Genomic DNA, 23,810 nt, shown 5'->3' with positions numbered 1-23,810 from the left:
AGGCTATCAGAGGGCAAAGGTAAAGAATATCTGTAAATAAAAAAATCTCCCAGTTTCCTGAGAGATTTTGTGGGCCCTGAGGGATTCGAACCCCCGACCCTCTGGGTGTAAACCAGATGCTCTGAACCAACTGAGCTAAGAGCCCTGAATTTTTTTTGAAAGGCTTCAGTTACCTTTGTGTGGGCCCTGAGGGATTCGAACCCCCGACCCTCTGGGTGTAAACCAGATGCTCTGAACCAACTGAGCTAAGAGCCCCTATACTTGTTTCCTCGTTTAGAGTGGTGCAAATATACGACTTATTCAGAAATCTCCAAATTTTTTTCTAAAAATTCTCCCACAACAAAATTACTTCCACCAATAAAAATCATTTCTTCATTTGTACATTGTTGTTTTGCAGAAAGATACGCTTCCTGTACCGAATCGAAAATTTTATAAAAAATTTTTGCTTCCTGCAGTAGATTTTCATAATCTTCCGGGTGTCTTCCCCTGTTGATGGAAGGTTTTGCAAAATAAAATTCAGAATTTTCAGGAAGAAGAGCCATGACTTCATCTATTTTTTTGTCATTCACAAATCCCAGAATGACATGCTTATGCCTGTCAATAGAATTTAATTGCGAAAATACATACTCCAGTCCGGCCTGATTGTGGCCCGTATCACAAATGGTAAGCGGGTCTTTGGAAAACTCAAACCATCGGCCGATAAAGCCCGTGCTTTGGTACACATTCAATAATCCGTTCTCTATATTTTTGTCAGAAACAGGAATATTTAATTTTTTTAACTCGTCGATCAAGCCAAGAACTACGCGGATGTTTTTTTTCTGATAGTTTCCTTTAAGATCGGAGATGAGGTCTGTTTGTATGGTTGTAGCATCTATAAAAGGCGCATTTTCGTTCTCAGCTTTTTGTCTGATGATATTCTTAACCAGATCAGTTTCCTCTCCAGAAATGATAGGAATGTGAGGCTTTATAATTCCTGCTTTTTCTGAAGCAATTTCTTCAATCGTATCTCCTAAAATATTCTGGTGGTCCAACTGTACATTCGTTATAGCTGCAACCAAAGGTTTAATAATATTCGTTGAATCTAATCTTCCGCCAAGTCCCACTTCAATAATAGCAAAATCTACCTTCTGCTGATAGAAATATTCAAAAGCCATGATGGTTGTAAATTCAAAAAAAGAAGGGAGGATATCTTCGGGAAGGGTTTGTAGTTTCTGAATAAAATGATACACAAACTCTTTATCACAGTTTTTTCCGTTGATCTTGATCCGCTCTGTGAAGTCAATAAGGTGCGGGGAATTATATAAACCTACTTTATAGCCGGCATCCTGTAGCACAGACGCCAGCATATTGCTGGAGGATCCTTTGCCGTTTGTGCCACCGATATGGATGCATTTTATTTTTTCCTGAGGATTTCCAAAAAAATCACACAACTTTGTAATGTTTTCTAATCCAGGTTTATAGGCCTTCAGGCCGTCGATCTGATAGTTGGGAGCCTGTACGAAAAGCCAGTCTACAGCTTCCTGATATTGTCCGTTTGTCATGGTGCAAAATTCACAAAAGTTTTTTTAAAATAAAATATTAATTATTAAAACTGTAACTTTTTTATATTTGGCTCGTCTAATATTGAAAATTATTAATATGAAAAAAGTTTGGATTATCGTTTTTGGATTGAGTTATCTGGGACTAAGCGCTCAGAAAAAATGGTCCTTAAGAGAATGTGTAGACTATGCCGTGGAGCATAATCTTCAGGTCATCCAAAATCAATATTCTAAACAGATTCAGGATTCCAATCTTAAAATAGCAAAAAATCAGTATCTCCCTTCAGTATCCGGAAGTATGTCGAACAGCGTAAGTTTTGGACAAACTTCATTCGGAACAGGAAGTTTGAGGAACGACCGATTCAGCAACAGTGCTAATCTGGGAGCAGATATTTTACTGTACAACAACGGGAGACTGGAGAAAACAATCAGAAAAACCCAGTTTGATGTTGAGGCCAGTCAATATGATGTAGAAACGATTAAAAATGATATTTCCCTACAGATTGCGCAACAATATCTTACCACCTTGCTGAACAGAGAAATCGTAAAGATTTCGGAGAGTGCCGTGGAGAATGCTCAAAAGCAATACGACAGAGCAAAAATAACAACGCAGGTGGGAACTACAGCGCAAACTATTTTGGCGGAAGCAGAAGCGGCATTGGCGAGAGAAAAACAAAACCTTAAGACTGCTGAAATTAATGTCGGGAGAAGTCTTTTTGCTATGGCACAACTTTTACAGCTTCCTGATTATAAAGATTTTGATGTGGAATATGTAGAAGTTCCGGACCAGCTGCAGCCCCAATTAAAATCAGTGGATGAAGTTCTTACCACAGCTTTTGAAAACCAGCCTCAGGTAAAAGCGGCAGAAAGCAGGATTAATTCTGCCATAGCTCAGACAGAAGTGAGCAAAACGGCTTTCTGGCCGACGCTTACGGGAAGTGTGGGAATAGGAAGTTTTTACAATAATCTTTTAACTACCAATACCACAGGAATTGATTCTGCAGGAAATCTTGTATTGGAAAGAAATTTATTCGGACAGTATAAAGATAATTTTGGACAACAGGCTAGCATTTCACTTAACGTTCCTATTTTTAATAAAGGAATTACGAAGCTGCAGGTAGAACAGTCTAAAATAAACGAAAGTGTGGCAAAGATCACTCTGGAACAACAGAAACAGACGGTGAGACAAAATGTACAGAAGGCACAGTTTGATGTAGACGCCAACTATGAGACCTTCCTTTCTGCAGTTGAAACAGAGAAGAGTACAAAGCTGGCTTTAGAGTTTGCCGATAAAAGTTATACCGCCGGAAGAACGACGATTTACGATGTGAATGTGGCCAGAAATAATTATGCCAACGCTCAGGGATCGGTTGCACAGGCGAAATACAATTATCTTTTTAGTCTTAAATTGCTGAACTTCTATGCAGGAATTCCATTAGCTTTGTAAAATGCCTATCCAATCATTAGAAAAATATTTACCTCAAAATACGCTAAAATACCTAAAGGTTTGGTTTGCAGATCATTTTATTCATATTAAAGTGACGCGCAGCAGGAACTCTAAATTGGGAGATTACAGAAAACTTCCCGATAAATCCCATGAAATAACGGTGAATTCAACATTGACTCCACCGCTTTTTTTCTTCGTTCTCACGCATGAACTGGCTCATTTGATCGCCTTTGAAAAATATGGACGTAGAATATCACCACACGGAATCGAGTGGAAGGAAACATTCAGAAACATGCTTCTTGAAAGTCTTGAAGTGTATGACGACGATCTAAAACCGATTATCGTCAGGTTTTCAAAATCTCCAAAGGCCAATTTTATGGCAAGTCCGGATCTTGTAAGATATTTTCATACTGAGAAACAAGATGATAGGTTGCTCTTTATTGAAGAACTTCAAAAGGGAGAATTTTTTATGTATCGGAACGAAAAGTATTTATTAGAAGGTCTGATTAAAAAAAACTATCTTTGTAAGAACCTGGCTACGGGAAGGAAGTATTCTTTCAAGCCTCTGGCAAGGGTTGAAAAATGTAGGCAAGAATGTTAAAATCAGATAGATACTGTGTCATCATGGCGGGAGGAATCGGCAGCCGGTTCTGGCCAATGAGTACACAGAAATTTCCAAAACAGTTTCAGGATATTTTAGGAACCGGGCGTACCATGATTCAGCAGACTTATGACAGAATCAGTCGGATCATTCCTAAGGAACAGATATTCGTGATCACGAATAAAGAATACGTCGCGCTTTCGCACCAGCAGCTTCCGGAAATTCCTGAAGAAAATATTGTGGGAGAACCTCTGATGAAAAATACAGCGGCCTGTAACCTGTACATGGCCAACAAGATTGCTGAAATTAATCCCAATGCTACGATGATTGTGCTTCCGGCCGATCATTTGATTTTAAAGGAAGATATTTTCCTGGAAAAAGTAGAGTTAGCTTTTGATCTTGCTGCAAAACATGAGTATCTGGTTACCCTTGGAATCACGCCTACAAGGCCTGATACAGGATACGGATATATTCAGTTTGTAGAAAAAAAAGGCTCAGATTATTTTAAAGTAAAAACGTTTACGGAAAAACCTATTCTTGAGATTGCACAAAGCTTTTTAGAAAGCGGAGATTTCCTTTGGAACGCCGGAATATTTATCTGGAATGTGAAGAGTATTCATCACGCATTTGAACTGTATCTCCCTGAAATGATGCAGCATTTTATGGCTTGCGAGTATAATTCTGAAAAGGAAGACAGCTGCATTGAAACCATTTATCCTAAAGTTCAAAAGATTTCTATTGACAACGGAATTCTGGAAAAAGCCAAAAATGTATACGTAATTCCTTCAGACCTGGGGTGGAGTGACCTTGGGACGTGGACTTCCGTCTATGAAAATACTGAAAAAGATAAAGACGGAAATGCGGTAAGACTCAAGCATTTCCTTAACTATAATTCGAAGAGAAATATTATCCGCATGAAGAATAATAATAAAGCCGTGATTATTGACGGGCTTGAAGATTTTATTATTGTAGATACGGATAAAGCATTGCTGATTTGCCCTAGAGACAATGATCAGCTGATCAAAGACTATGTTCTTGACCTGAAAAGTTTCAAAAAAGGAGATAAATTCATGTAAAATAATGGTTATCTTTCTGCTGATTTTTAAAGTATGATAAAAACCGCTATCCGATCAACGATTCTTCTATTTATTCTTCTGGGATTCTTTGGGTATTCTCAGGACAAGAAAAATTTTTCCAATATTCCGACTATTTTACAGCAAATCATTCCCAACGACAGGATAGATTCCTGGGTACTGGTTTATAACAGTTATGGAAAAAACCAGGAGATCAGAACGTCCGGCGGGAAAAAAGATTATACTCCGCAATTTTCAGGATTCAATCTGTTCCCAAGCGAAGACAGCTTTTATTATATCGCTTATTTTACGGGAGGAAAGATGAATTATATTACAGATCTTGAAGGTCTGAAGAAATTCGTTGGAAAAATTGACAATGCCGAAGAAGCAGCTATTGTTCTGACAACGGAAGGCTATATGGTTGATGAGGAATTTAAAGATGTTGCAGGAAACTATTATGAGGATCCTGCCAATTATTACCTAGATCTGGGAAAGCTTACCTCAAAGGAATGTCCTTACCAGAAAACCCATTTTACGCTTACGGTCAATAAGTCTTCAGGAGCTGTCTCCAAGATAAAAGATAACGGAACTTACATTGAATTGTACAATAAAAAGTGCGCCAATAATCCCAGACTCTTAAAAATCCAGAAAAAAGAAGAACCAAAAGATGAGCCTAAAAAATCTACCCAACGAAAATAACGTTTATGAAACGGAAAGGCTGATGATCCAAAAGATATCAGTGGATGATAAAGAATTTGTATTTGAACTTTACAACAGACCAAAGTTCATCAAATACATCGGTGACCGTGGGATCAATACCATTTCTGATGCAGAAAACTATATCAAAAACAGATTTCTTCCGCAATTTGATAGATTAGGTTTCGGGAACTATCTGATTCTGACAAAAGATAAAGGCGAAAAAATTGGAGCAGTCGGGATCTTTGAAAGAGAAGGTCTTGATGTGGTGGATATAGGATTTTCACTTCTGGATGAATTTGAAGGGAAAGGCTATGCATTTGAAGCGGCTCAAAAGGTAAAATCTATCGGGATGGATATCTTCGGCTTACATAAAATTTCTGCCATTACGACCAAAGATAATTTTTCTTCCCAGAATCTTATTGTAAAACTGGGACTTTCATTCAAAAATTATGTTACAATTCCTGATGATGAGGAAGAACTGATGTATTACGAAACGGAATAGATTTCATTCATCTTTCAATGGTGTTGATCACCATGAATGTGATTTGAAAAAAATAAGCCCTGATCATCTTAACAGGTTGAATGAAGATGATCAAGGGTTGAACTTATATAAGGTTATATTATCCCTCCAAAATCTGCTCGGCCGCCGTTTTTGAAGTCACCTTTTCTATTACTCTTGAACAGATTCCGTTTTCATCAAAAATAAACGTTGTTCTTACAATTCCCATATACGTTTTTCCAAATGTCTTTTTTTCCTGCCAAACACCAAATTTTTCAATGACATCGTGCTTTTCATCAGCAATAAGATCATAAGGAAAAGCAAATTTGCTATGAAAATTTTTCTGCTTCTTTATGCCATCTCCACTTATTCCAAGCAATTGAAAGCCTTCTTTTGTAAGCTTTGAGTAATTGTCGCTCAGGTTACAGGCTTCCACGGTACAGGTAGGTGTACTGGCTTGAGGATAAAAGAAAATGATTAATTTCTTTCCCATCAGATTTGATGAGGATATGATTTCCCCGTCCTGATTTGTTCCTTCAAATTCAGGTAATTTATCTCCAACTTTCAACATAATGAATTAATTTTGTTCAAATTTAACGGTTAAATGACAAAAAAGCAAAGAGCTGAACTCGTTCAGAAAGAATTGGAAAAATTATACCCTACCGTACCTATTCCCTTAGATCATACGGATCCATATACCTTAATGGTTGCAGTAGCCCTTTCTGCACAGACGACCGACAAAAAAGTAAATCAGGTGACTCCTTATCTTTTTGAGGTGGCAGGAACCCCGCAAAGGATGGCCAGACTGGAAGAGTTTGAAATCAAAGAACTGATCAAAGAGATAGGTTTGTCTAACACAAAAGCCAAAAACCTTAAACGAATGGCTGAACTTTTACTGGAAAGACATAATGGTATTGTTCCCCAAACTTATGAAGAATTGGAAGCACTTCCCGGAGTAGGGCATAAAACCGCTTCTGTTGTCATGAGCCAGGCCTTCGGATTTCCTGCTTTTCCGGTCGATACACATATTCACAGACTGATGACACAGTGGAAGCTTACCACAGGGAAAAACGTTGTAGAAACAGAAAAAGATGCAAAGGCAATATTTCCCGAAGAAGTTTGGAACAAGCTTCATTTGCAGATCATTTTCTATGGAAGAGAATACTCGCCGGCCAGAGGTAAAGGGGAGAAGGATTTTATTACGAAAATGCTGTTTGAAAAATAATTTTACTGTGCACTAATTCCCCTTTAGTGAAGGGGTGGATTTTTGCGCAGTAAAAAGATGGGGTAGTTAATAAAGATCATCAAATATCCAATAGTCTTCGATGATAATTAATCTGCCCCAAATGATAATCCAGATGCGTGATCAGGTGAATTAAAAAGTAGCCCGTGGTCATTTTATCTTCGAAAACGATAAGAGGATATTCTTTTTCAAGGTCTTCCGGTGTCAGCTGGCTAAGAACATCATCTACCATGGATGTTGTTGCTGCAACCTTTTCAATAAGTTCTGATCTTGGAATATCTTTTAATGAAAATTCGAGTTCCCTGTTTCTGATATAGCTGGTATTTCCAAGTTCCGTGCCTACAAAATTGTTGAGGTTTCCCACCAAATGGAGGCAAAGGTTGCCTGCTGAGTTGGAAATATTTTCATCCGTTTTCCAAAGAGAACTTTCATTCTGATAAGACTCTATTTCGATTTTCAATTTATTTAAATCTCTTCTGTAGAGAGATCTTAAGCTTGCTATGATCATATTAATTGATTTTAATGAGAACTTTTTTCTGTTGATCTTTGTGATTTTTACGTCATCCCACTCAAAAAATAAATAAAAAGATGGTACATTAAAATTAATCATCCCATCTGTACCATTGTTACCTTATATAAAATGTTTTCTATTTTTGTTTATTAGCCCAAAGCTCCATCTTTCTGTTTAAAACATCAAGCGGCAGACATCCCTGGCTTAGGATTTCGTCATGGAAGCTTGCCAGATTAAACTTCTTTCCAAGCTCTTTCTGATATTGTTCTCTAAGCTCACGGATTCTCAGAGATCCAATTTTGTAGCCTAAAGCCTGTCCCGGCATCGCCATATATCTTTCCACTTCAGCAGTAGCGCTGGCTTCATCATACGAAATGTTGCTCAGGAAATATTTGATCGCTTCCTCTCTGGTCATCGTTCCCGTGTGAATTCCGGTATCTACCACCAATCTTACGGCTCTCAGCATCTGATCGCTCAAATAGCCCATCTTCTGATAAGGATCTGTATAAAGCCCGAATTCAGGACCTAGCGTCTCACAATAGTGCGCCCAACCTTCTCCATAAGCTCCAAACCATCCAAATCTCATGAATTTAGGAAGCTTCGTATTCTCCTGCTGAAGAGAAACCTGATAATGATGTCCCGGAATAGCTTCGTGAAGGAAAAGAGATTCCATTCCTGAAGTTACATTGAATTTGGCCGGATCCGGAAGTGGCATGTAAAATATTCCCGGTCTTTTTCCATCGGGAGTTCCCTGAATATATTCTGCACTGGCACTTGCTTCCCTGAATTTTTCGGTCTGTCTGATCTCAAATTTGGTCTTTGGAGTTACGCTGAACATTGTTTTCAGCTTAGGTGTAATCTTAGCCAGAATACTGTTAAATCCATTCAGAACTTCCTTTGAAGTTTTGTAAGGCATCGCTTTAGGATCTGTTTTTACAAAATTGATAAACTCTTCCAGAGATCCTGAAAAACCTACCTGCTGCTTTACTTTTTCCATTTCTGCCCGAAGCATAGCCACCTGCTGTTGTCCGATCTTATTGATTTCTTCAGGTGACTTCTTGGTTGTTGTCCAGCTTTTGGTATAATATCTGTAAATTTCATTTCCATTCGGAAGGCTATTGTAGCCATCTGTATCTCTGGCTTTTGGCAGGTATTCTTTCTCCAGAAATACCCCCATTTTGGTGTAGGCAGGAATAATCTTTTTGCTAATGGCATCCGCGTAAAGCGCCGAATATTTATCTTTTTGATCTTTTGTAAAGCTTTTAGGGAAATTTTTTATCGGTCCGTAGAAAATATTTTTGTCCATATCGGAGGTTGTGATCTCTTCTGATCTCATCTGAGGGATCATTTTTACCACCAGTTTCTTAGGAAGAACTACCTTATTATTAATTCCTTCACGGAAATTTTCTGTGGCAGCATTCATCCATTCAGGGAATTTTTCCATTCTTTTCAACCAGTCGCTGTAGTCTTTTTCTGTTTTAAAAGGCTGGCTTCCTTCGCCGCTTCCATACAGAGGGAAATTCAGAGGAAGTCCTCCAAACTGGGTAAAAGGGATGTATTCAGGATGATAAGCATACGCTTCAATTTTATCTTTTAAAGTATAGTCCAGCACATCATACACTACTTTATCGTCGTCTGAAAGGTCTTTGTAATCAACACTTTCCAGCTGTTTTTGTACAGAGTTGTAAAAGGCCACCTCTCCCGAAATAAAATCTTTGTCTATATTGATGGGAAGCTGGTCATTATATCGCGTATCCCCCTGCGAAGTAGCTTCCAGTGGATATAATTTAAGATACTGCTCGTAATAGCTGGATGCTATAGAATCCATATTCGTAGGGGTTACCTTCGTCAGTGGAGAATCAGATTTTTTACAGGCTGCGAGGCTGATGATCAGTCCCAGTCCTAAAATACCTTTTGATAAAATGTTTTTCATTTTCAGAATCTTTATGCAGCAAAAGTAAGTATTATTGGCTTATACGGAATAATCAATCATAATGATTTAAAAAAATAATTTTCAAAATATTTTCAACTTTGAATCAATTTTTTATCTTTGTCCATAACATTTAACAATCATATTATTACAGCTCTTTTTTAAGAAATAATGAAAGGGATTTTAAAAATTTACCATCCGGAGGAGACCCTAAAATACAATATTAGAAACACTTATTGTAAGGCGGTCTACAGCAATCAACAGCACTTTTTAGAAGTTGAAATTTTAACGGATGACAGTTTGGATCATGTAGATGATGATTCATTACAGTACAACTTTCCGCAGCTTTCACTTGAAATTTTTGATTTCCCTATTGATTCGAAGGATATCGAAGGAAAATTAATCAGGATTGATGATTCTGAGGAAGAAACCTACACCGAAGTTGATTTATTCGATGACGAGGATGCTTTTATCTATGATAATGAGCTCCTGTTTGAGACGAACGAGGAAGGCGAGCTTCAGGTCATATGGAAAGGGACTATCGACGATTTCTATACAGGATCAGATACACCGATTCCATTCCGTTTAAAATGTGAATTTAAGCAGGATGCTATCAATATAGACGAGGACTAGTCGTTTTCTCATCCTTTTTATATCGAATATCTTTTCAAAATTTCTTTTGGAAAGATATTTGCTGTCTTATAATCATAACAAACTTTAAGTTGTTTTTAAGCAATTTTTAAGAGAGCAATTCATAATATTCCACTACATTTGTCGTTAAAATTTTATAAAAATTCACATTAATGCTGTTAACGGAACTTACTCAGATTTTATTTGCACAGATTACTGCTCCTGCAGTGGCAACAGACGATTTAGAATTTTCATTTTGGAAAATCATGTTTCATGGAGGGGCTTTTGCTAAAATAGTGATGTTTGTCGTTTTGGCTTTAGGTGTGTTTTCACTGTACCTGTTTTTTGAACGATTTTTCTTTATTAAAAGACTGACTTCAAAAACAGATGCCAATTTTATGGAGAATATTGAAGATTTTATCAGAGAAGGAAAGATAGAATCTGCCGCAGATTATGCTAAAAAGCAAAACTCTCCGGAAGGAAGAATTCTGGAAAAAGGGATTTCAAGACTGGGACGTCCTGTTTCTGATATTGTAAGTGCCATGGAATCTCAGGCTCAGGTAGAAGTGGCCAATATGGAGAAAAATCTTAACCTTTTGGCAGTGGTACCAAGTATCGCTCCGATGTTGGGACTTCTGGGTACGGTTATCGGGATGATTATCGCCTTCTTTAACCTATCTCATGCAACAGGCTCATTCTCTCCGAAAACATTATCTGAAGGTATTTATACGGCGTTGGGGCAGACGGCGGTAGGTTTGGCGGTAGCAATTCCTGCTAACTTTTTCTACAATATCCTATTAACCAGAATTGACAGGTTTGTATTAAAAGCACAGAATATGTCTGGAGAATTCTTAGACCTTATCAACAAACCTTTATAGATCTTTCTTATGAAATTGCTTACCAGAATATTTTCAAATACTAAGGGATTAAGCAATTCCATCTGACCAATAAAAAAGTAAAAGTAAACAGATGAAAATTCAGAGAAGAAATAAAGCGAATCCCGAATTCAGTTTGGCAGCGATGACCGATGTTATCTTGCTGATGCTGATCTTCTTTATGATCACTTCATCAGCCGCCAATCAAAGCGCGATTGATGTAAAGTTACCAAAAGCGGGAGCGGTAGAAGATAATATTCCCAATCCTTTGACGGTGAGCATCAAACCGGACGGATCTTATTTTGTAGATGATACGCCAGTGACAAGAGAACAACTGGAGCCATTGATTGTGAGTAAATTAACGAATCAAACCAATAGGTCTTTTACCATTCGTGCAGATGAAAATACCATGCATAAAGATGTGGTCTTTGTCATGGAAATTGCAGAAAAGAATAAATTTAATATTGCGATCGCAACAGTTAAAGATAAATAATGACTCCGAAACAGTCGGAAACAAGCATTTAAAATGAAAAGTTACACGGTAAACAAAAACGAGCAAAACAGAGACAGGATAAAAAGTGCGATACTTTCTATCCTTATTTGGTCTGGAATTTTGCTTTTTGTTTTTGTTTATAAATTAAAACCTGAGTTAGACAAACAGCCCGATGAAGTTGTGACGACCATGCTTGTCAATTTTGGGGATAACAGAAACGGGAAGGGTATAGAAGAACCTGCAGATCAACCGGGAAGTTTAGCTGCCGCTACCGAAGAAGTAACTCCCGAACCCGCTGAAACACCGGTTCCTGAAACTAAAACAGTGGTAAAACCTGAACCGGCACCGGAGCCAAAGAAAACAGAGGTTAAAGAAAAGGTGATTACCGGAAACAATTCTAAAGTAAGCGTTCCCAAAAAGGAAGAATCTAAAAAAACAGATAATAAAACCGCTACAAGCTCAAGTGCTTCCAAGAATACTAAAAAATCAGGTGCGGCAACAGCTAACTCTAAAACAGGCAACGGTGACGGAAAAGGAACTGCTGCCATCGGAAATCTGATCAGAGGAAGAGGAACAAAAGCCGGAAGCCAGGGAACAGGTGAAGGAATCGGAAACGCCGGAGATCCATTAGGTGGTGACGGAAACGGAGACAGCAAAGTAGGAATCGACAGAAAGCTGATAGGATATATCCCCGGAACCATGGGAAGAGGTGGTGCACAGCCAAGTAATAGCTGTACGGCAAGCGGAACCATCACCATTGCCTATACGGTGGATAAAGCTGGAAATGTAGTTTCTGCAAGACGGTCAGGAGGAGCATCAGATCCATGTATTTCCTCTACCGGAGTATCCTGGGTTAAAAAGTATGTAAAAGCGGAGAAAGCAAGTACATCCTCCACCGGAACTTATAAAATCACATTCTAACATACAAAAGCACTTTATTCAAGTGCTTTTTTCATTTCGTTGATTCTGTTAATCACAGGAAGCGCAAATATACCGCTGGTCTGGAGATAAAGTTCATAGAATGTTTTGGACTTGTCTAAAAAGTCTTTATTGCCATCCTGCTTGCCTTTAAAATAGAAAAGATTGCCCAGCATTTCGTAATAATCTTTGTGGTCTCTTTCCTGTCTTTCATTGACAATGGCGATAATCTCTTCTTTTGATTTTGAAGAAATTTCGGTGAAATCTATTTTGAAAATATCTTTCATCAAGGAATCGAAGTCTAATTCTTTCTGCATTAAACTTTCCTCAGGTTTATCTAAGATCAGTTTTTCCAATGCCTGACTTAGCTGACGTATTAATCTTAATGTGAATTCTTTATCTGTGATCATAATTGATTTGAAGTTTATATTTTAAAATTAATGCAGAAGATTGATTCCTGAATTTTGATGATGTTTTATTATTAAATATTTTTTAACTGATGGACTCTGATCTGCTGATTTTTAAGGTTCAATCATCTACAAGAGAGTACGTTTTTATGATATCTTCACTTAAATTATATTGATACGAAGGCCCCTTTTTTTAAGCAAAAAACAAATACGCCAGCGCAATCGCCGTAACAACCCCAACTAAATCGGCCAGAAGCATAGCAATTACCGTGTATCTCGTATTCTTTACAGCGACTGCTCCAAAGTAAACTGCAATAACATAAAACGTTGTATCTGAGCTTCCCTGAAGTACCGCTGCAAGCTTGCCCTGGAAACTATCCGCACCAAAAGTTGACATGGTATCAACCATCATTCCACGGGCTCCCGAACCGGAGAGAGGCTTGATCAATGCTGTTGGAAGGCCATCCACAAAACGGGGATCGAAATTCACAACAGAAGCCACCCATTTCATTCCGTCGATAATCACATCAAAAACTCCTGACGTTCTAAGCAGTGAAATGGCAATTAACATTCCTACCAAATAAGGAATAATTTTAACACAGGTTGTAAATCCTTCTTTCGCACCTTCAATAAAAGCATCAAAAACATTGATTTTTTTATAAACAGCTCCAAGAACTATAGCCAGGAAAATAAAAAGAATTAATCCGTTACTTAAAACCTTACTGAAAGTATCAAGTTCATCTTTACTTAATTGAACCAAATAAACTACGAGTAGAGCAATTACAGCTGAAATTCCTCCTACATAAGCAATCACTACCGGGCGGAGAAGATTGATCTTCTGGTAAAGAGATACAATGATCATAGCTGCCATTGTCGCTGCAAAAGTAGCAATCATGCAGGGAAGAAAAATATCAGTCGGAGTTTTAGATCCCATTGAGGCTCTGATGGCAATAATAGATACCGGAATAAGCGTCATTCCACCTGCATGGAGACATAGAAACATGATCTGTGAATTGCTGGCGGTATCTTTATTGGGATTTAACGTTTGAAGGCTTTCCATGGCTTTTAATCCAAACGGGGTAGCAGCATTGTCCAGTCCAAGAAGATTGGCGCTGAAATTCATCAGCATATGCCCGAAAGCGGGATGGTTTTTAGGGATATCAGGAAATAACTTCGAGAAGAAAGGCTGGATAAAACGGCTTAAAAGATTGATTCCGCCAGCTTTTTCAGCAATACTCATGAATCCCATGAATAAGGTCATGATCCCGATCAGGCCAATACAGATCTTCACTGCGGTTTCCGAAGTTCCGATCACCCCGTCTGATTCCTGAACTCTGTAGACTTTTACATTCTGTTTTAAAGAATCTGTTTTATAATGGATCCTGCGGTCTGCAAAATCATTTTTTTTCATGAGACTGTCCCTCACCATCGGAGTAAGCAAATTCATCGGTTGTGAAGCGATCTGAACCGTGTCACCGCCTTTTCCTACCACCATATCGTTAAATATGGTTTTGTAGTGGCCAGACGAAACGTATTTAATACTGGCAATGCCAATGGCAATGATAATAAAAGCCGACCAAATTCTGCTGAGGACCATTTTATTGAATTAAGATTGTTAAACTTATCAAAAAAACTTTAAACCACAAAGAGGCATAAGTTTTTAAACACTTAAGATTCTATAAAGTTACTGTCATACTACTGATAAGAGCATTTAAGTATTTGAAAATCTAAAATTTTCATATAATAGGGACGTCTTATCAAGAATTATATTAAACCCGTTAAAATTTCTAAAGTGTTATTGTTAATAAGACGTTTGTGGTTGAATACAGGAAACTATTCTTCAAGATAAACCAGATATCCCTCAAAGTCATCATCCAGGTTTTTTAAAACCTTGGCATCATCCATTTTTTGGGCAAGGCTGTCAATAAAAAAGCTTTTCTCAAAAAACTGTCGGTGGATTCCAGGAAGAAGCTCCATGAAATAGTCCATGCCGATTTTGTTGTTGTGAAGATCCATTTTGGTTTCCAAAGGCTGATTGGGAAAAAGTTCCTCATGCATATCCGTTATTCTTTTGCAGAAATCCAGTGCTTTTTCCGGAGAAGATACCTTGCAGCAGTACATCATAATAAAACAGCACCAGAGCGCGTGTCTGAAAGCGTTACCAATGCCATTATTAGAGGCTGTTTTGGGGAATTTTTTCTGAGCAATGGCAAAAGCCTGTACCGTTGCATGAAAACTTAATAATGCAAAAAGTGGATGGGGAAGGAGCAACGATAACAAACGCATGATCTTTTTCAGGCTCATGCTTCGGATGGTATTAAAAAATATCTTGAAAGTCCTCATAAATAAAAATCTCTCCCTAATTAGAGAGAGATTGTATAGTGTTTGTTACAGATCTTAAGCGTTTACAGCTAATAAATTCACTGTTTTAGCTACCGTATCTTTAATTTCAGTTCTTTTTACGATGAAATCTACAAATCCTTTTTCCTGTAGGAATTCAGAGGTCTGGAACCCTTCCGGAAGATCTCTTCCGATGGTTTCACGGATCACTCTGGGACCTGCAAAACCGATCAACGCTCCCGGTTCAGCCATGATAATATCGGCTGTCATAGCAAAAGAAGCGGTGATTCCTCCAAAAGTAGGGTCGCAAAGGTAAGCGATGTACAGAAGGCCTGCTTCAGAAAGCTGAGCCAGTTTAGCCTGTACTTTAGCAAGCTGCATCAGAGAGTAAGTGGCTTCCTGCATTCTCGCCCCTCCGGACTGACAGATGATCATATACGGAAGTTTGTTGGCGATACAGTAGTCTACCGCTCTTCTGATTTTTTCACCCATTACAGAACCCAAAGATCCACCGATAAAAGCAAAATCCATACAAGAAACTACCATTTCAGTTCCTTTTACGGTTCCTACAGCATTTCTGATGGAGTCTGTAAGCTTTGTCTTTGCTCTTACTTCTTTTAAACGGTCTTTATAAGGCTTTGTATCTTTGAAGTTTAAGATATCAATACTTTCCACATTGGCATCCAGTTCAGTGAACTTACCTTCGTCAAAAAGGATTTCAAAAAATTCTGCACTTCCTATTCTCACGTGAAATCCGTCTTCAGGAGAAACGTAGCTGTTTCTTCTCAATTCATCATGCTCCACTATTTTTCCTGATGGAGTCTGATGCCAAAGGCCTTTGGGAACATCCTTTTTTTCATCAGTAGAGGTGGTAATGTTTTTTGCTTTTCTTTTAAACCAGTCGAATGCCATTTTTTGTCTGTATTAATGTATAATGTAAAAGGTAAAATGTATAAAGACAAAAGCATTAAATCTACTCTGCACTTTATACATTTTACTTTTTACAAAAAATTATTTTAAAGTATTTACGTTATTTAAGTCTTCAAACGCTTTAACCAGTCTTGTAGAGAAAGTTTCTTCACCTTTTCTTACCCAAGCTCTTGGATCGTAGAATTTCTTATTAGGTTTTTCTTCTCCCTCAGGGTTTCCGATTTGCGCTCTTAAATAATCGATATTGTTCACCATATAATCTCTGATTCCTTCTGTGTAAGCAAACTGAAGGTCAGTATCAATATTCATTTTGATCACTCCGTAGTCGATCGCTTCTCTGATCTCCTCTAAAGTAGAACCAGAACCTCCGTGGAACACGAAATTGATTGGCTTTTCAGTTGTTCCGAATTTCTCCTGAACAAATTTCTGAGAATTGTCAAGAATTTTTGGGGTAAGAACCACATTTCCTGGCTTATAAACTCCGTGTACATTACCGAAAGCCGCAGCAATGGTAAAGTTGTCAGAAATAGCTTTTAATTTTTCGTAAGTATAGGCGATATCTTCCGGCTGAGTATATAATTTAGAGTTGTCTACATCAGAATTGTCTACCCCATCTTCTTCACCTCCTGTAACACCGATCTCCACCTCAAGAGTCATCTGCATTTTAGCCATTCTTTCGAAATACTGAGCTGAAATTTCCAGATTTTCTTCCAAAGACTCTTCAGAAAGATCCAGCATGTGAGAAGAATAAAGAGATTTTCCCGTTTGCTTATAATGCTCTTCGCTGGCATCTAATAATCCGTCGATCCAAGGTAATAACTTCTTGGCACAGTGGTCTGTATGTAAAATAACAGTTGCTCCGTAAGCTTCTGCAAGAGTATGAATATGTTTTGCTCCGGCGATAGATCCTAAAATAGCCGCTTTCTGCCCGTCATTGCTTAAACCTTTTCCTGCGTTGAAAGCTGCTCCACCGTTTGAAAACTGGATAATGACAGGAGAGTTTAATTTTGCTGCAGTTTCCATAACAGCATTGACATTGCTTGAACCAATTACATTGACTGCAGGCAGTGCAAATTTGTTTTCTTTAGCATACTGAAAAATATCGGTAACTAATTGACCTGTGGCAACTCCTGCCGGAAAAATTCTACTCATGTTTTACTTTTTATTTTAAATTATTAGGCGTTTTTAAAATTCCTGTAAAGGTAATCATTTTTGAGGAATTACTAATTTCTTTTATCCCTTCCCCAAAGCAGCTTCTGACGGATCGTTTCGTAGAAACTCAAATGGTTGGGCTGTACCAGAAGGATCTGGAAATTTGCCTTTTTGATGATAATTTCTTTGTCGGTTTCTATATGTACCAATCTGGAGTCCAGTGAAAGAGAATACTGAGGGACTCTGCTTTCTACCTTAAACTTGATTTCCACCCGGTCATTCACGACTAAAGGTCTCACATTCAGATTGTGAGGAGCGATAGGCGTAATGACAAAATTTTCGTTGTTTGGAGAAATGATCGGTCCGCCACAGCTTAGTGAATATGCTGTAGATCCTGTAGGTGTGGAAACAATAACCCCGTCACCCCAGAAAACATTTAAAAATTCATCATTGATATATGAATCTACCGTGATCATGGAGGTTGTTTCTTTTCTGGATACCGTAACATCATTTAGTGCATACGGGAAAAAATCGCCGGATTTTGGAGAAACCACTTCAATCACTGCCCGGCGGCTTGTTTTCACATCACCTTTTAAAATTGAGTCAAGTTCTTTGAATGCTTCTTCTTTCGTAAAGCTGGCCAGAAACCCTAATCTTCCTGTATTTACTCCTACAATAGGGATTTCCAGGTCTTCAATAAAGGTCAGGGAATTCACAATGGTTCCGTCTCCTCCAAAAGTAAAGAACAGGTCTACCTCTTTATCTAGAAGGTCCTGCTTGCTGTTGAATGTTTCAAATATTTTGGAGAACTGAAGTGCTTCAGCCATTTCATCATACAGAACAGATTTTACGCCTCTGGTTTCAAGTTCTGAAATAAACTTGCTTAAATATAAAAAAGTATCGAGGTCTTTTTTCTGAGAATATATGGCTGCCTTCATGTTATATTTCTATGAATTTTTGGAAAAATCCGAACCGGTCATTAAACAGATCTGATTTTTCATCAGAATAGTATTTTTGAACAATTCTGTAATCATACCGGTCAAAAGTAGCATCTATAGAGGATAGATTTTCATTGCTGATCTTGATGGTTATCTGGATCATTTCATCAGACATGGACGTAATAAATCCACCGTAAAATTTCGAATTATTGCTTTCCACGATATTGGCGATCTCTGTCATCGAATATCTTCTTGCCGGTATTTCTACCGTAAGGATAGCTCCGGTCTCTGAAAACAGGGGATAACGCGAAAAATTCTGAAAAATATCCTCGCAGGTAATATACCCGAGATATTTTTCATTTTTGTTGATCACCGGGACTACATTGGAACTGAAAGTATAAAACAGACGGATGCTGTCCATAATATTATTGTCTTCCAGAATAGCAAAACGTTCGATCTGATGTTCAAGATCCTTCAAGATCCCATCGCCTTCATAAAGAAAATCTTCTGCGATAGCACCGTAGAAGTGATGGGATTTTTTAATGAAAATATGGGAATATCCAAAATCTTCCAATGTATTTCTTGCCGATTCTATTGAGTCGGTAAGGCTAAAACACGGAAAGTCTTTTGAGATATAATCCTTGATAAACATTGTGCTAATTTATAAAAAATTAAATGAAACTTTTTCCCAAAACATCACTTTTTTTCGTGAAAATTAAAAAAAATGATGTTAAAATTTGTTTGTAAAGAAAAAAAAAGTACCTTTGTCGCCTTTCATTTTTACTTTTTATTAGATTTATTTCAAACTGCACTGTCTTTTAAGGACATATGCAGTTTTTTTATTTTAGGGCTTTTGCAAATTCCCACATCACGATTCCACCGCATACACTTACATTCAGAGAGTGCTTTGTTCCCAACTGCGGAATTTCTAAAAATGTGTCAATATGGGGAAGAGCCTCATCACTTATTCCTTCCACTTCATTGCCTAAAATTAAAGCATATTTTTTTGAGCGGTCGATGCTGAAATCAGTGATCATCATGCTGTTTGTCGTCTGCTCGATTCCTATAATCTCGTATCCACGGTTTTTATAATCGCTGATGGCCGTATTGATATCACTTTCGTGGCTCCAGTCCACACTTTCTGTAGCTCCAAGCGCCGCCTTATGGATTTCACGGTGCGGGGGGTGAGGAGTAATACCGCAAAGAATAATTTTTTCAATCAGAAAAGCGTCAGCTGTCCTGAAAGATGCCCCTACATTGTGCATGCTCCTGAGATTATCTAAAATGATGACCAATGGAATTTTCTCAACTTTCTTGAATGTTTCTACATCGATTCTGTTAAGTTCTTCCAGTTTTAATTTCTGTACCAATTGTTTTATTTTGTTGAGATTAATTTTCCGTCTTTATATATTTCTGTCTTTTCCACGCTTCCGTCCTCACGGTAATGAATCCTGGTCCCGTTCCATTTATCGTTGGCGAATTCCGTTTCACGCTGTACCTTTCCAGATGGATAAAGTGCTTTCCATTTTCCTACAGCCAGCCCGTTTTCATATTGCCCGATCTGCTTTACCGACTTCCCGTTTTCATAAAAGACTTTGCTTTCACCATGTAATTTAGCGAATTTATAATTAGAAATTTCCGACACCAGTCCTGAAGGGGTATAAAAAGTTGCGGTAAAGCTGTTGTCATAAATATTTTTATCACCATTTCTGAACACTTCTCTAGACGTAAGAACACCGTTTTTGTCATAATAAACCCATTCTTTTACTTTAAAATCTTTTCTATATTCGCCCTTAGCCTGAAGTTTTCCATTCTCATGATAATAAGTAGCGTCTCCATCCACCTTTCCTTTTCTCCATTCCAGAACCTGTTTTACCTGTCCGTTATCATAGAAGGCCTTACATGATCCCTCCTGAAGTCCGTCTTTAAACCCACACGGTTTTTGTGCTATTGCCCACGACGATGCAGCGATGAATAGCAGAAAAATGTATTTCATAGATATTTTTATTTCAAAAATAGCAAAATACTTATATTTGAAATAAAAATAGAATATGAAAAAAATATCCACTTTACTGCTGTTGGTACTCACTTTTATATTGACACAAGCCCAAAACACCTATTACCCTCAAGTTTTTTTCGATAAAAAGATGGCCCGTGAGATGCTGAGTTTCGGAAATTCTACCATTGAAGGAGTGGCATCCACCAAACAGAAAGGGAAATTCGGGATCAAGCCTTTACTTGGTGAAAAACATTATGCTCCTAAAGGGACTGTTGTTATGCTTTTTCCTGTAACTCCTTATTTCGATGAGTTTTACAGCATGAGAAGGAAATATGAGAATAAAAAAACTACGGTATATATGTCTGAAGATGCTTTTAAATACAGACTTGAAGCTCTGACGGATGATTACGGAAGATTTAAATTTGAAAAATTAAAACCCGGGAAATATTATATCGAAACCATTATAAACTTTACAGCAACAGGAAGTTATCAGCAGCAAACCGGAAGATCCGATGCATACAATGCCTATGGTGGATATCTTTATTCCTCACCGATCTACCAGACTTTTTTCTACGGATATTCTGCCGCAAACCGTGAGAGTAAATTTGTTGAAATAAAACAAGAGGGAGAACTCAAAGAAATCAGCCTTTAAGGTTGATTTTTTTATTTTTTTAGTCCCATAATCTGATGAACATTTTTCTCGATATTCTGCGCCAGTACTTCCATTGGAATATCATTTTCATCATTATTAAATGGATCTTCAATTTCTTCTGCGATCATTTCCAGACTCATCAATACATAATAAACAAAAACTGTTAAGGGAATCATGAAGAGTCCGATGTTGATGACATAGGCAATCGGCAAAGCAAAAACGTAAAGAATAATAAATTTCTTGATAAACGAAGAGTAAGAATAGGGAATCGGGGTGTTTTTAATTCTCTCGCAACCCCCACAAACATCGAGAAATCCTGAAAGTTGAGCGTCCAGGTACAACATTTCGATATCTGAAATCTTTCCTTCTTTTTTCAGCTGCGTGAGTTTATGGGTCAAAAGAATAACAATTTCACTTGGCCCATGATGTTTAAGAGACTTTTCAATTTCAGAATAATCTTCATCCAGAGCCAGTCTTGTAGATTCCTTAGATAAATGTTTGGCCAGGAAATGGGGGAAATATTTTAAATATCTTGAGATCTGTTCTGCATTCTGGCGGTCGTCCCCTAAAATAGCATTGATTTTTACCGCAAAATTCCGGGTGTCATTCACCAGTTTACCCCAGAGTTTTCTGCCTTCCCACCAACGGTCGTATGCCGTATTGGTTCTGAAAACCAATAATAAAGAAAGTACAAAACCCAATAAAGAATGAATCATTCCTACATTGCTTACTCCTGATTTTGACGTGAGGTGAAGATATTCTACTTCCAAATATTGAATACCCCAGGAATATAACCCCACAAGAATCATGCTTGGAAAAAGGATTTTCAAAGTATCACTTTTATGTAAGCTGAAAAGGATTTTCAGGAAATGTTTGGTATTGTAGGCTCTCATAAATTCGCTTAGTCTTACAAATATAATTTTTTCATTTGAGCTCTGCTTTATGGGAACCCATAAAATTGATGGTAATCCAGCCCGTTCCTTTGTGATAAAAAATACAATGGGATATTATAGAAAAGGACATTTAAAAAAAAAACGGAAAATGAGTGAGTGGACATTACGTAAATACTTTAGGTAGAAAAAGAAGGTCTAAAACCCCACAGGGATGTATGGTTATTATTGTAGGGGGAGTGCTTTCTTTTTTTTTGTATGTCTTAAGTGTAGGAGGATAATGATGGGTGTATTTATTTTTTAATTTTCACAGATTTGAAAAAAATACTATTTTTATTTTGCATTAAATAACAAAATAAGATGATCCTCGACAACGTAGATGTAGTTCAAGATATCAGTAAAGATGATTTTCAGAAGAATTATTTCAAAAAGCACAAGCCGCTGTTGATCAAAAATTTTGCGGCCAGATGGGATGCCTTTGATCAATGGAATCTTGCCTACATCCGTGAAAAAGCAGGAGACCAGAATGTACCTCTGTACGACAATAAACCGGCTGATGCTTCCAAAAGTTCAGACGCTCCGGTGACAAACATGAAGATGAAGGATTACATTGACAGGATCAAAAGCGGACCTTCGGATCTGCGTATCTTTTTTTATATCATCACGGACAGACTTCCTGAATTGCTGAAAAACTTCACCTATCCTGATCTGGGAATCAGATTCTTTAAGCGGCTTCCTACACTTTTTTTCGGTGGAAGTGAAGCCCACGTACTGATGCATTACGATGTTGATCTCGGAGATTTTCTTCACATTCATTTCGAGGGAAAAAAGAGAATTCTTTTATTTGATCAGAAACAGTCTGCATTCTTATATAAGGTACCGCTTTCTGTTCATACTGTTTACGATATAGATTATGAAAACCCTGATTATGAAAAGTTTCCGGCCTTGCAATATGCAAAAGGGTACGAGATTTTTATGGAGCATGGGGATGCACTCTTCATTCCGGGTGCATTCTGGCATTTCAACCGCTATCTGGAACCTGGCTTTTCAATGTCACTCAGAGCACTTCCCAATAAACCCGGTGTATTTGCCAATATGATGTACCATGTTTTTATCATGAGGTATACAGATAAGCTTCTTCGTAAACTATTTAAGGCTAAGTGGGTGAATTACAAACAGAAGTGGGCGTATGAGAAAGGAACGGAAGCTTTTGAAAAGAAGAGTAAATCTGGAAGGAGATAAAAAGATGGAAGCACGAAGAACGAGGCTGCAAATTGCTGTTGGGATCCATGTCAAGGTTTTAAACCTTGACATGGATAGTTCAATTGAATCACAAAGTTTTCCGTTTCCAATACCGAACTTCCATCTTCCGACCCCATCTTCTATCCTACTCATTAATAAGTCCGAAAATTTTAGCATCTACAAATTTTCCCTTTTCAAAAAAGTAATCACGGAGTATTCCTTCCTCTTTAAAATTTAATGATTGGAGAAGTTTCTCAGACGATAGATTGGAGGGATCTGTAAATGCGTCCACCCGGTGAAGTCTCATGCTTTCGAATCCGAATGTCAGAATAGGGAGAATAGCTTCTTTCATGTAAGATTTTCTCCAGAATTTAGGATTAAGCTCATAGCCAATCTCGGCCCGAAAATGGTCAGGATACCAATTGTGATAACCGCATGTTCCTATCACCTTCTTTTCAGATTTCAGTTCCAGAGCCCAGCGGAAGCCTTTTCCTTTCTCAAATTCAGTATTAAAATAATTAATGATATTTCGGGCATCATCCAGGTTCTTAAAGGTTTCCAGATCATAATATTCCATGACTTCATCCAGAGAAAAGTATTCGAAGAGATCTTCTGCGTCATTGGGTGCCAGTTGTCTTAAAAGAAGTCTTTCAGTTTCTAAAACCGGATAGATCATATCAATTATTTTACTTAAAAATACGATAAATATTTTGTTCTGAAATACATAAGTACGATTTTTGATCCCAAAAGCGAGATTAATTGTATCACAAATCCCAACCCTGAATTTATTTTATTTAAATTTG

27 protein-coding genes and 2 tRNA genes are annotated in these 23,810 nt (G+C 37.7%); 12 read left to right on the top strand and 17 right to left on the bottom strand.

What is annotated here, in order from left to right:
* Nucleotides 1-70: 70 nt before the first annotated feature.
* The 3 genes from EG346_RS06250 to EG346_RS06240 all read right to left on the bottom strand — a co-directional run bounded on the left by EG346_RS06250 (nucleotide 71) and on the right by EG346_RS06240 (nucleotide 1,541).
* Nucleotides 71-145, bottom strand: a tRNA-Val gene (locus EG346_RS06250).
* Nucleotides 146-180: 35 nt separating this feature from the next.
* A tRNA-Val gene (locus EG346_RS06245) sits at nucleotides 181-255 on the bottom strand.
* Between the two features lie 41 nt (nucleotides 256-296).
* Nucleotides 297-1,541 (bottom strand): bifunctional folylpolyglutamate synthase/dihydrofolate synthase, encoded by a 1,245-nt coding sequence (locus tag EG346_RS06240; protein WP_123877461.1) that lies wholly within the window; start codon nucleotides 1,539-1,541, stop codon nucleotides 297-299.
* 97 nt (nucleotides 1,542-1,638) lie between these two features.
* Here EG346_RS06240 and EG346_RS06235 point away from each other — a divergent pair, with 97 nt between their 5' ends.
* The 5 genes from EG346_RS06235 to EG346_RS06215 are packed head-to-tail and all read left to right on the top strand — an operon-like array spanning nucleotide 1,639 to nucleotide 5,860.
* Nucleotides 1,639-2,985 (top strand): TolC family protein, encoded by a 1,347-nt coding sequence (locus EG346_RS06235; protein WP_073328374.1) that lies wholly within the window; start codon nucleotides 1,639-1,641, stop codon nucleotides 2,983-2,985.
* 1 nt (nucleotide 2,986) lies between these two features.
* Nucleotides 2,987-3,586 carry a SprT-like domain-containing protein gene (locus EG346_RS06230; protein ID WP_073328372.1) on the top strand — a complete coding sequence of 200 codons (600 nt, stop codon included), beginning with the start codon at nucleotides 2,987-2,989 and terminating at the stop codon, nucleotides 3,584-3,586.
* On the top strand, nucleotides 3,580-4,662 hold the full coding sequence (locus EG346_RS06225) for a mannose-1-phosphate guanylyltransferase (RefSeq protein ID WP_228423595.1): 1,083 nt from the start codon (nucleotides 3,580-3,582) through the stop codon (nucleotides 4,660-4,662). Before EG346_RS06230 ends, EG346_RS06225 begins: the two co-directional genes overlap by 7 nt.
* Nucleotides 4,663-4,695: 33 nt before the next feature.
* On the top strand, nucleotides 4,696-5,358 hold the full coding sequence (locus tag EG346_RS06220; RefSeq protein ID WP_073328369.1) for a hypothetical protein: 663 nt from the start codon (nucleotides 4,696-4,698) through the stop codon (nucleotides 5,356-5,358).
* A complete protein-coding gene (locus EG346_RS06215) occupies nucleotides 5,327-5,860 on the top strand; it encodes a GNAT family N-acetyltransferase (protein WP_123877458.1) in 534 nt (177 codons plus the stop codon). The genes EG346_RS06220 and EG346_RS06215 overlap by 32 nt, the downstream gene beginning before the upstream one ends.
* 118 nt (nucleotides 5,861-5,978) lie before the next feature.
* Here the strand turns inward: EG346_RS06215 and bcp are convergent, their stop codons facing one another.
* Entirely contained in the window at nucleotides 5,979-6,428 is a 450-nt protein-coding gene (gene bcp, locus EG346_RS06210; RefSeq protein ID WP_073328364.1) for a thioredoxin-dependent thiol peroxidase, read from the bottom strand.
* 33 nt (nucleotides 6,429-6,461) lie between these two features.
* Between bcp and nth the strand changes: the two genes are divergently transcribed.
* A complete protein-coding gene (nth, locus tag EG346_RS06205) occupies nucleotides 6,462-7,082 on the top strand; it encodes an endonuclease III (RefSeq protein WP_123877455.1) in 621 nt (206 codons plus the stop codon).
* Between the two features lie 79 nt (nucleotides 7,083-7,161).
* On the opposite strand, the gene EG346_RS06200 is transcribed toward nth, so the two are convergent.
* Both EG346_RS06200 and EG346_RS06195 read right to left on the bottom strand, forming a co-directional pair.
* A complete protein-coding gene (locus EG346_RS06200) occupies nucleotides 7,162-7,608 on the bottom strand; it encodes a DinB family protein (RefSeq protein WP_073329086.1) in 447 nt (148 codons plus the stop codon).
* A gap of 139 nt (nucleotides 7,609-7,747) precedes the next feature.
* On the bottom strand, nucleotides 7,748-9,544 hold the full coding sequence (locus EG346_RS06195) for a DUF885 domain-containing protein (protein WP_123877452.1): 1,797 nt from the start codon (nucleotides 9,542-9,544) through the stop codon (nucleotides 7,748-7,750).
* A 168-nt stretch (nucleotides 9,545-9,712) separates the two neighbouring features.
* On the opposite strand from EG346_RS06195, the gene EG346_RS06190 reads away from it, so the two are divergent.
* From EG346_RS06190 to EG346_RS06175, 4 genes are all read left to right on the top strand, one after another.
* Nucleotides 9,713-10,174: a hypothetical protein gene (locus EG346_RS06190; protein ID WP_073328356.1), complete on the top strand. Its 462-nt coding sequence runs from the start codon at nucleotides 9,713-9,715 to the stop codon at nucleotides 10,172-10,174.
* Nucleotides 10,175-10,344: 170 nt separating this feature from the next.
* Nucleotides 10,345-11,049, top strand: a complete 705-nt coding sequence (locus EG346_RS06185) for a MotA/TolQ/ExbB proton channel family protein (protein WP_073328353.1) — start codon at nucleotides 10,345-10,347, stop codon at nucleotides 11,047-11,049.
* Nucleotides 11,050-11,140: 91 nt separating this feature from the next.
* A complete protein-coding gene (locus EG346_RS06180; protein WP_073328351.1) occupies nucleotides 11,141-11,539 on the top strand; it encodes an ExbD/TolR family protein in 399 nt (132 codons plus the stop codon).
* A 33-nt stretch (nucleotides 11,540-11,572) separates the two neighbouring features.
* Nucleotides 11,573-12,460, top strand: coding sequence for an energy transducer TonB (locus tag EG346_RS06175; protein ID WP_123877449.1), 888 nt, complete (start codon nucleotides 11,573-11,575; stop codon nucleotides 12,458-12,460).
* Nucleotides 12,461-12,474: 14 nt separating this feature from the next.
* Here EG346_RS06175 and EG346_RS06170 read toward each other — a convergent pair whose 3' ends face one another.
* The 9 genes from EG346_RS06170 to EG346_RS06130 form a co-directional block, all read right to left on the bottom strand.
* Nucleotides 12,475-12,867 (bottom strand): hypothetical protein, encoded by a 393-nt coding sequence (locus EG346_RS06170; RefSeq protein ID WP_073328345.1) that lies wholly within the window; start codon nucleotides 12,865-12,867, stop codon nucleotides 12,475-12,477.
* 190 nt (nucleotides 12,868-13,057) lie between these two features.
* Nucleotides 13,058-14,461: a spore maturation protein gene (locus EG346_RS06165; RefSeq protein ID WP_073328343.1), complete on the bottom strand. Its 1,404-nt coding sequence runs from the start codon at nucleotides 14,459-14,461 to the stop codon at nucleotides 13,058-13,060.
* A 236-nt stretch (nucleotides 14,462-14,697) separates the two neighbouring features.
* The gene (locus EG346_RS06160; protein ID WP_123877446.1) at nucleotides 14,698-15,207 is read right to left on the bottom strand and encodes a DUF6973 domain-containing protein; all 510 of its coding nucleotides are present in this window, start codon (nucleotides 15,205-15,207) and stop codon (nucleotides 14,698-14,700) included.
* Nucleotides 15,208-15,261: 54 nt separating this feature from the next.
* Nucleotides 15,262-16,116, bottom strand: coding sequence for an acetyl-CoA carboxylase, carboxyltransferase subunit beta (gene accD, locus EG346_RS06155; RefSeq protein WP_034739627.1), 855 nt, complete (start codon nucleotides 16,114-16,116; stop codon nucleotides 15,262-15,264).
* 99 nt (nucleotides 16,117-16,215) lie between these two features.
* Nucleotides 16,216-17,286 carry a class II fructose-bisphosphate aldolase gene (gene fbaA / locus EG346_RS06150; protein ID WP_123877443.1) on the bottom strand — a complete coding sequence of 357 codons (1,071 nt, stop codon included), beginning with the start codon at nucleotides 17,284-17,286 and terminating at the stop codon, nucleotides 16,216-16,218.
* Nucleotides 17,287-17,357: 71 nt separating this feature from the next.
* The gene (locus tag EG346_RS06145; protein ID WP_073328334.1) at nucleotides 17,358-18,224 is read right to left on the bottom strand and encodes an NAD kinase; all 867 of its coding nucleotides are present in this window, start codon (nucleotides 18,222-18,224) and stop codon (nucleotides 17,358-17,360) included.
* 1 nt (nucleotide 18,225) lies between these two features.
* On the bottom strand, nucleotides 18,226-18,876 hold the full coding sequence (locus EG346_RS06140; protein ID WP_073328331.1) for a CBS domain-containing protein: 651 nt from the start codon (nucleotides 18,874-18,876) through the stop codon (nucleotides 18,226-18,228).
* Nucleotides 18,877-19,063: 187 nt separating this feature from the next.
* Nucleotides 19,064-19,594, bottom strand: a complete 531-nt coding sequence (locus tag EG346_RS06135) for an RNA methyltransferase (RefSeq protein ID WP_123877441.1) — start codon at nucleotides 19,592-19,594, stop codon at nucleotides 19,064-19,066.
* Nucleotides 19,595-19,599: 5 nt separating this feature from the next.
* Nucleotides 19,600-20,220: a toxin-antitoxin system YwqK family antitoxin gene (locus EG346_RS06130; RefSeq protein ID WP_123877438.1), complete on the bottom strand. Its 621-nt coding sequence runs from the start codon at nucleotides 20,218-20,220 to the stop codon at nucleotides 19,600-19,602.
* A 55-nt stretch (nucleotides 20,221-20,275) separates the two neighbouring features.
* On the opposite strand from EG346_RS06130, the gene EG346_RS06125 reads away from it, so the two are divergent.
* Nucleotides 20,276-20,875 carry a hypothetical protein gene (locus tag EG346_RS06125; protein ID WP_073328323.1) on the top strand — a complete coding sequence of 200 codons (600 nt, stop codon included), beginning with the start codon at nucleotides 20,276-20,278 and terminating at the stop codon, nucleotides 20,873-20,875.
* Nucleotides 20,876-20,886: 11 nt separating this feature from the next.
* Here the strand turns inward: EG346_RS06125 and EG346_RS06120 are convergent, their stop codons facing one another.
* Nucleotides 20,887-21,768 carry a bestrophin family protein gene (locus EG346_RS06120; RefSeq protein WP_073328321.1) on the bottom strand — a complete coding sequence of 294 codons (882 nt, stop codon included), beginning with the start codon at nucleotides 21,766-21,768 and terminating at the stop codon, nucleotides 20,887-20,889.
* 357 nt (nucleotides 21,769-22,125) lie between these two features.
* Here EG346_RS06120 and EG346_RS06115 point away from each other — a divergent pair, with 357 nt between their 5' ends.
* Nucleotides 22,126-23,007 (top strand): cupin-like domain-containing protein, encoded by an 882-nt coding sequence (locus tag EG346_RS06115; protein WP_123877435.1) that lies wholly within the window; start codon nucleotides 22,126-22,128, stop codon nucleotides 23,005-23,007.
* A gap of 145 nt (nucleotides 23,008-23,152) precedes the next feature.
* On the opposite strand, the gene EG346_RS06110 is transcribed toward EG346_RS06115, so the two are convergent.
* A complete protein-coding gene (locus EG346_RS06110) occupies nucleotides 23,153-23,683 on the bottom strand; it encodes a GNAT family N-acetyltransferase (RefSeq protein WP_123877432.1) in 531 nt (176 codons plus the stop codon).
* Nucleotides 23,684-23,810: the final 127 nt, after the last annotated feature.

This window comes from Chryseobacterium carnipullorum, assembly GCF_003815695.1.
Classification (GTDB): Bacteria; Bacteroidota; Bacteroidia; order Flavobacteriales; family Weeksellaceae; genus Chryseobacterium; species Chryseobacterium carnipullorum.
Note: the sequence above shows the minus strand (reverse complement) of the source record. Positions and strands in the feature narration are given on the sequence as shown.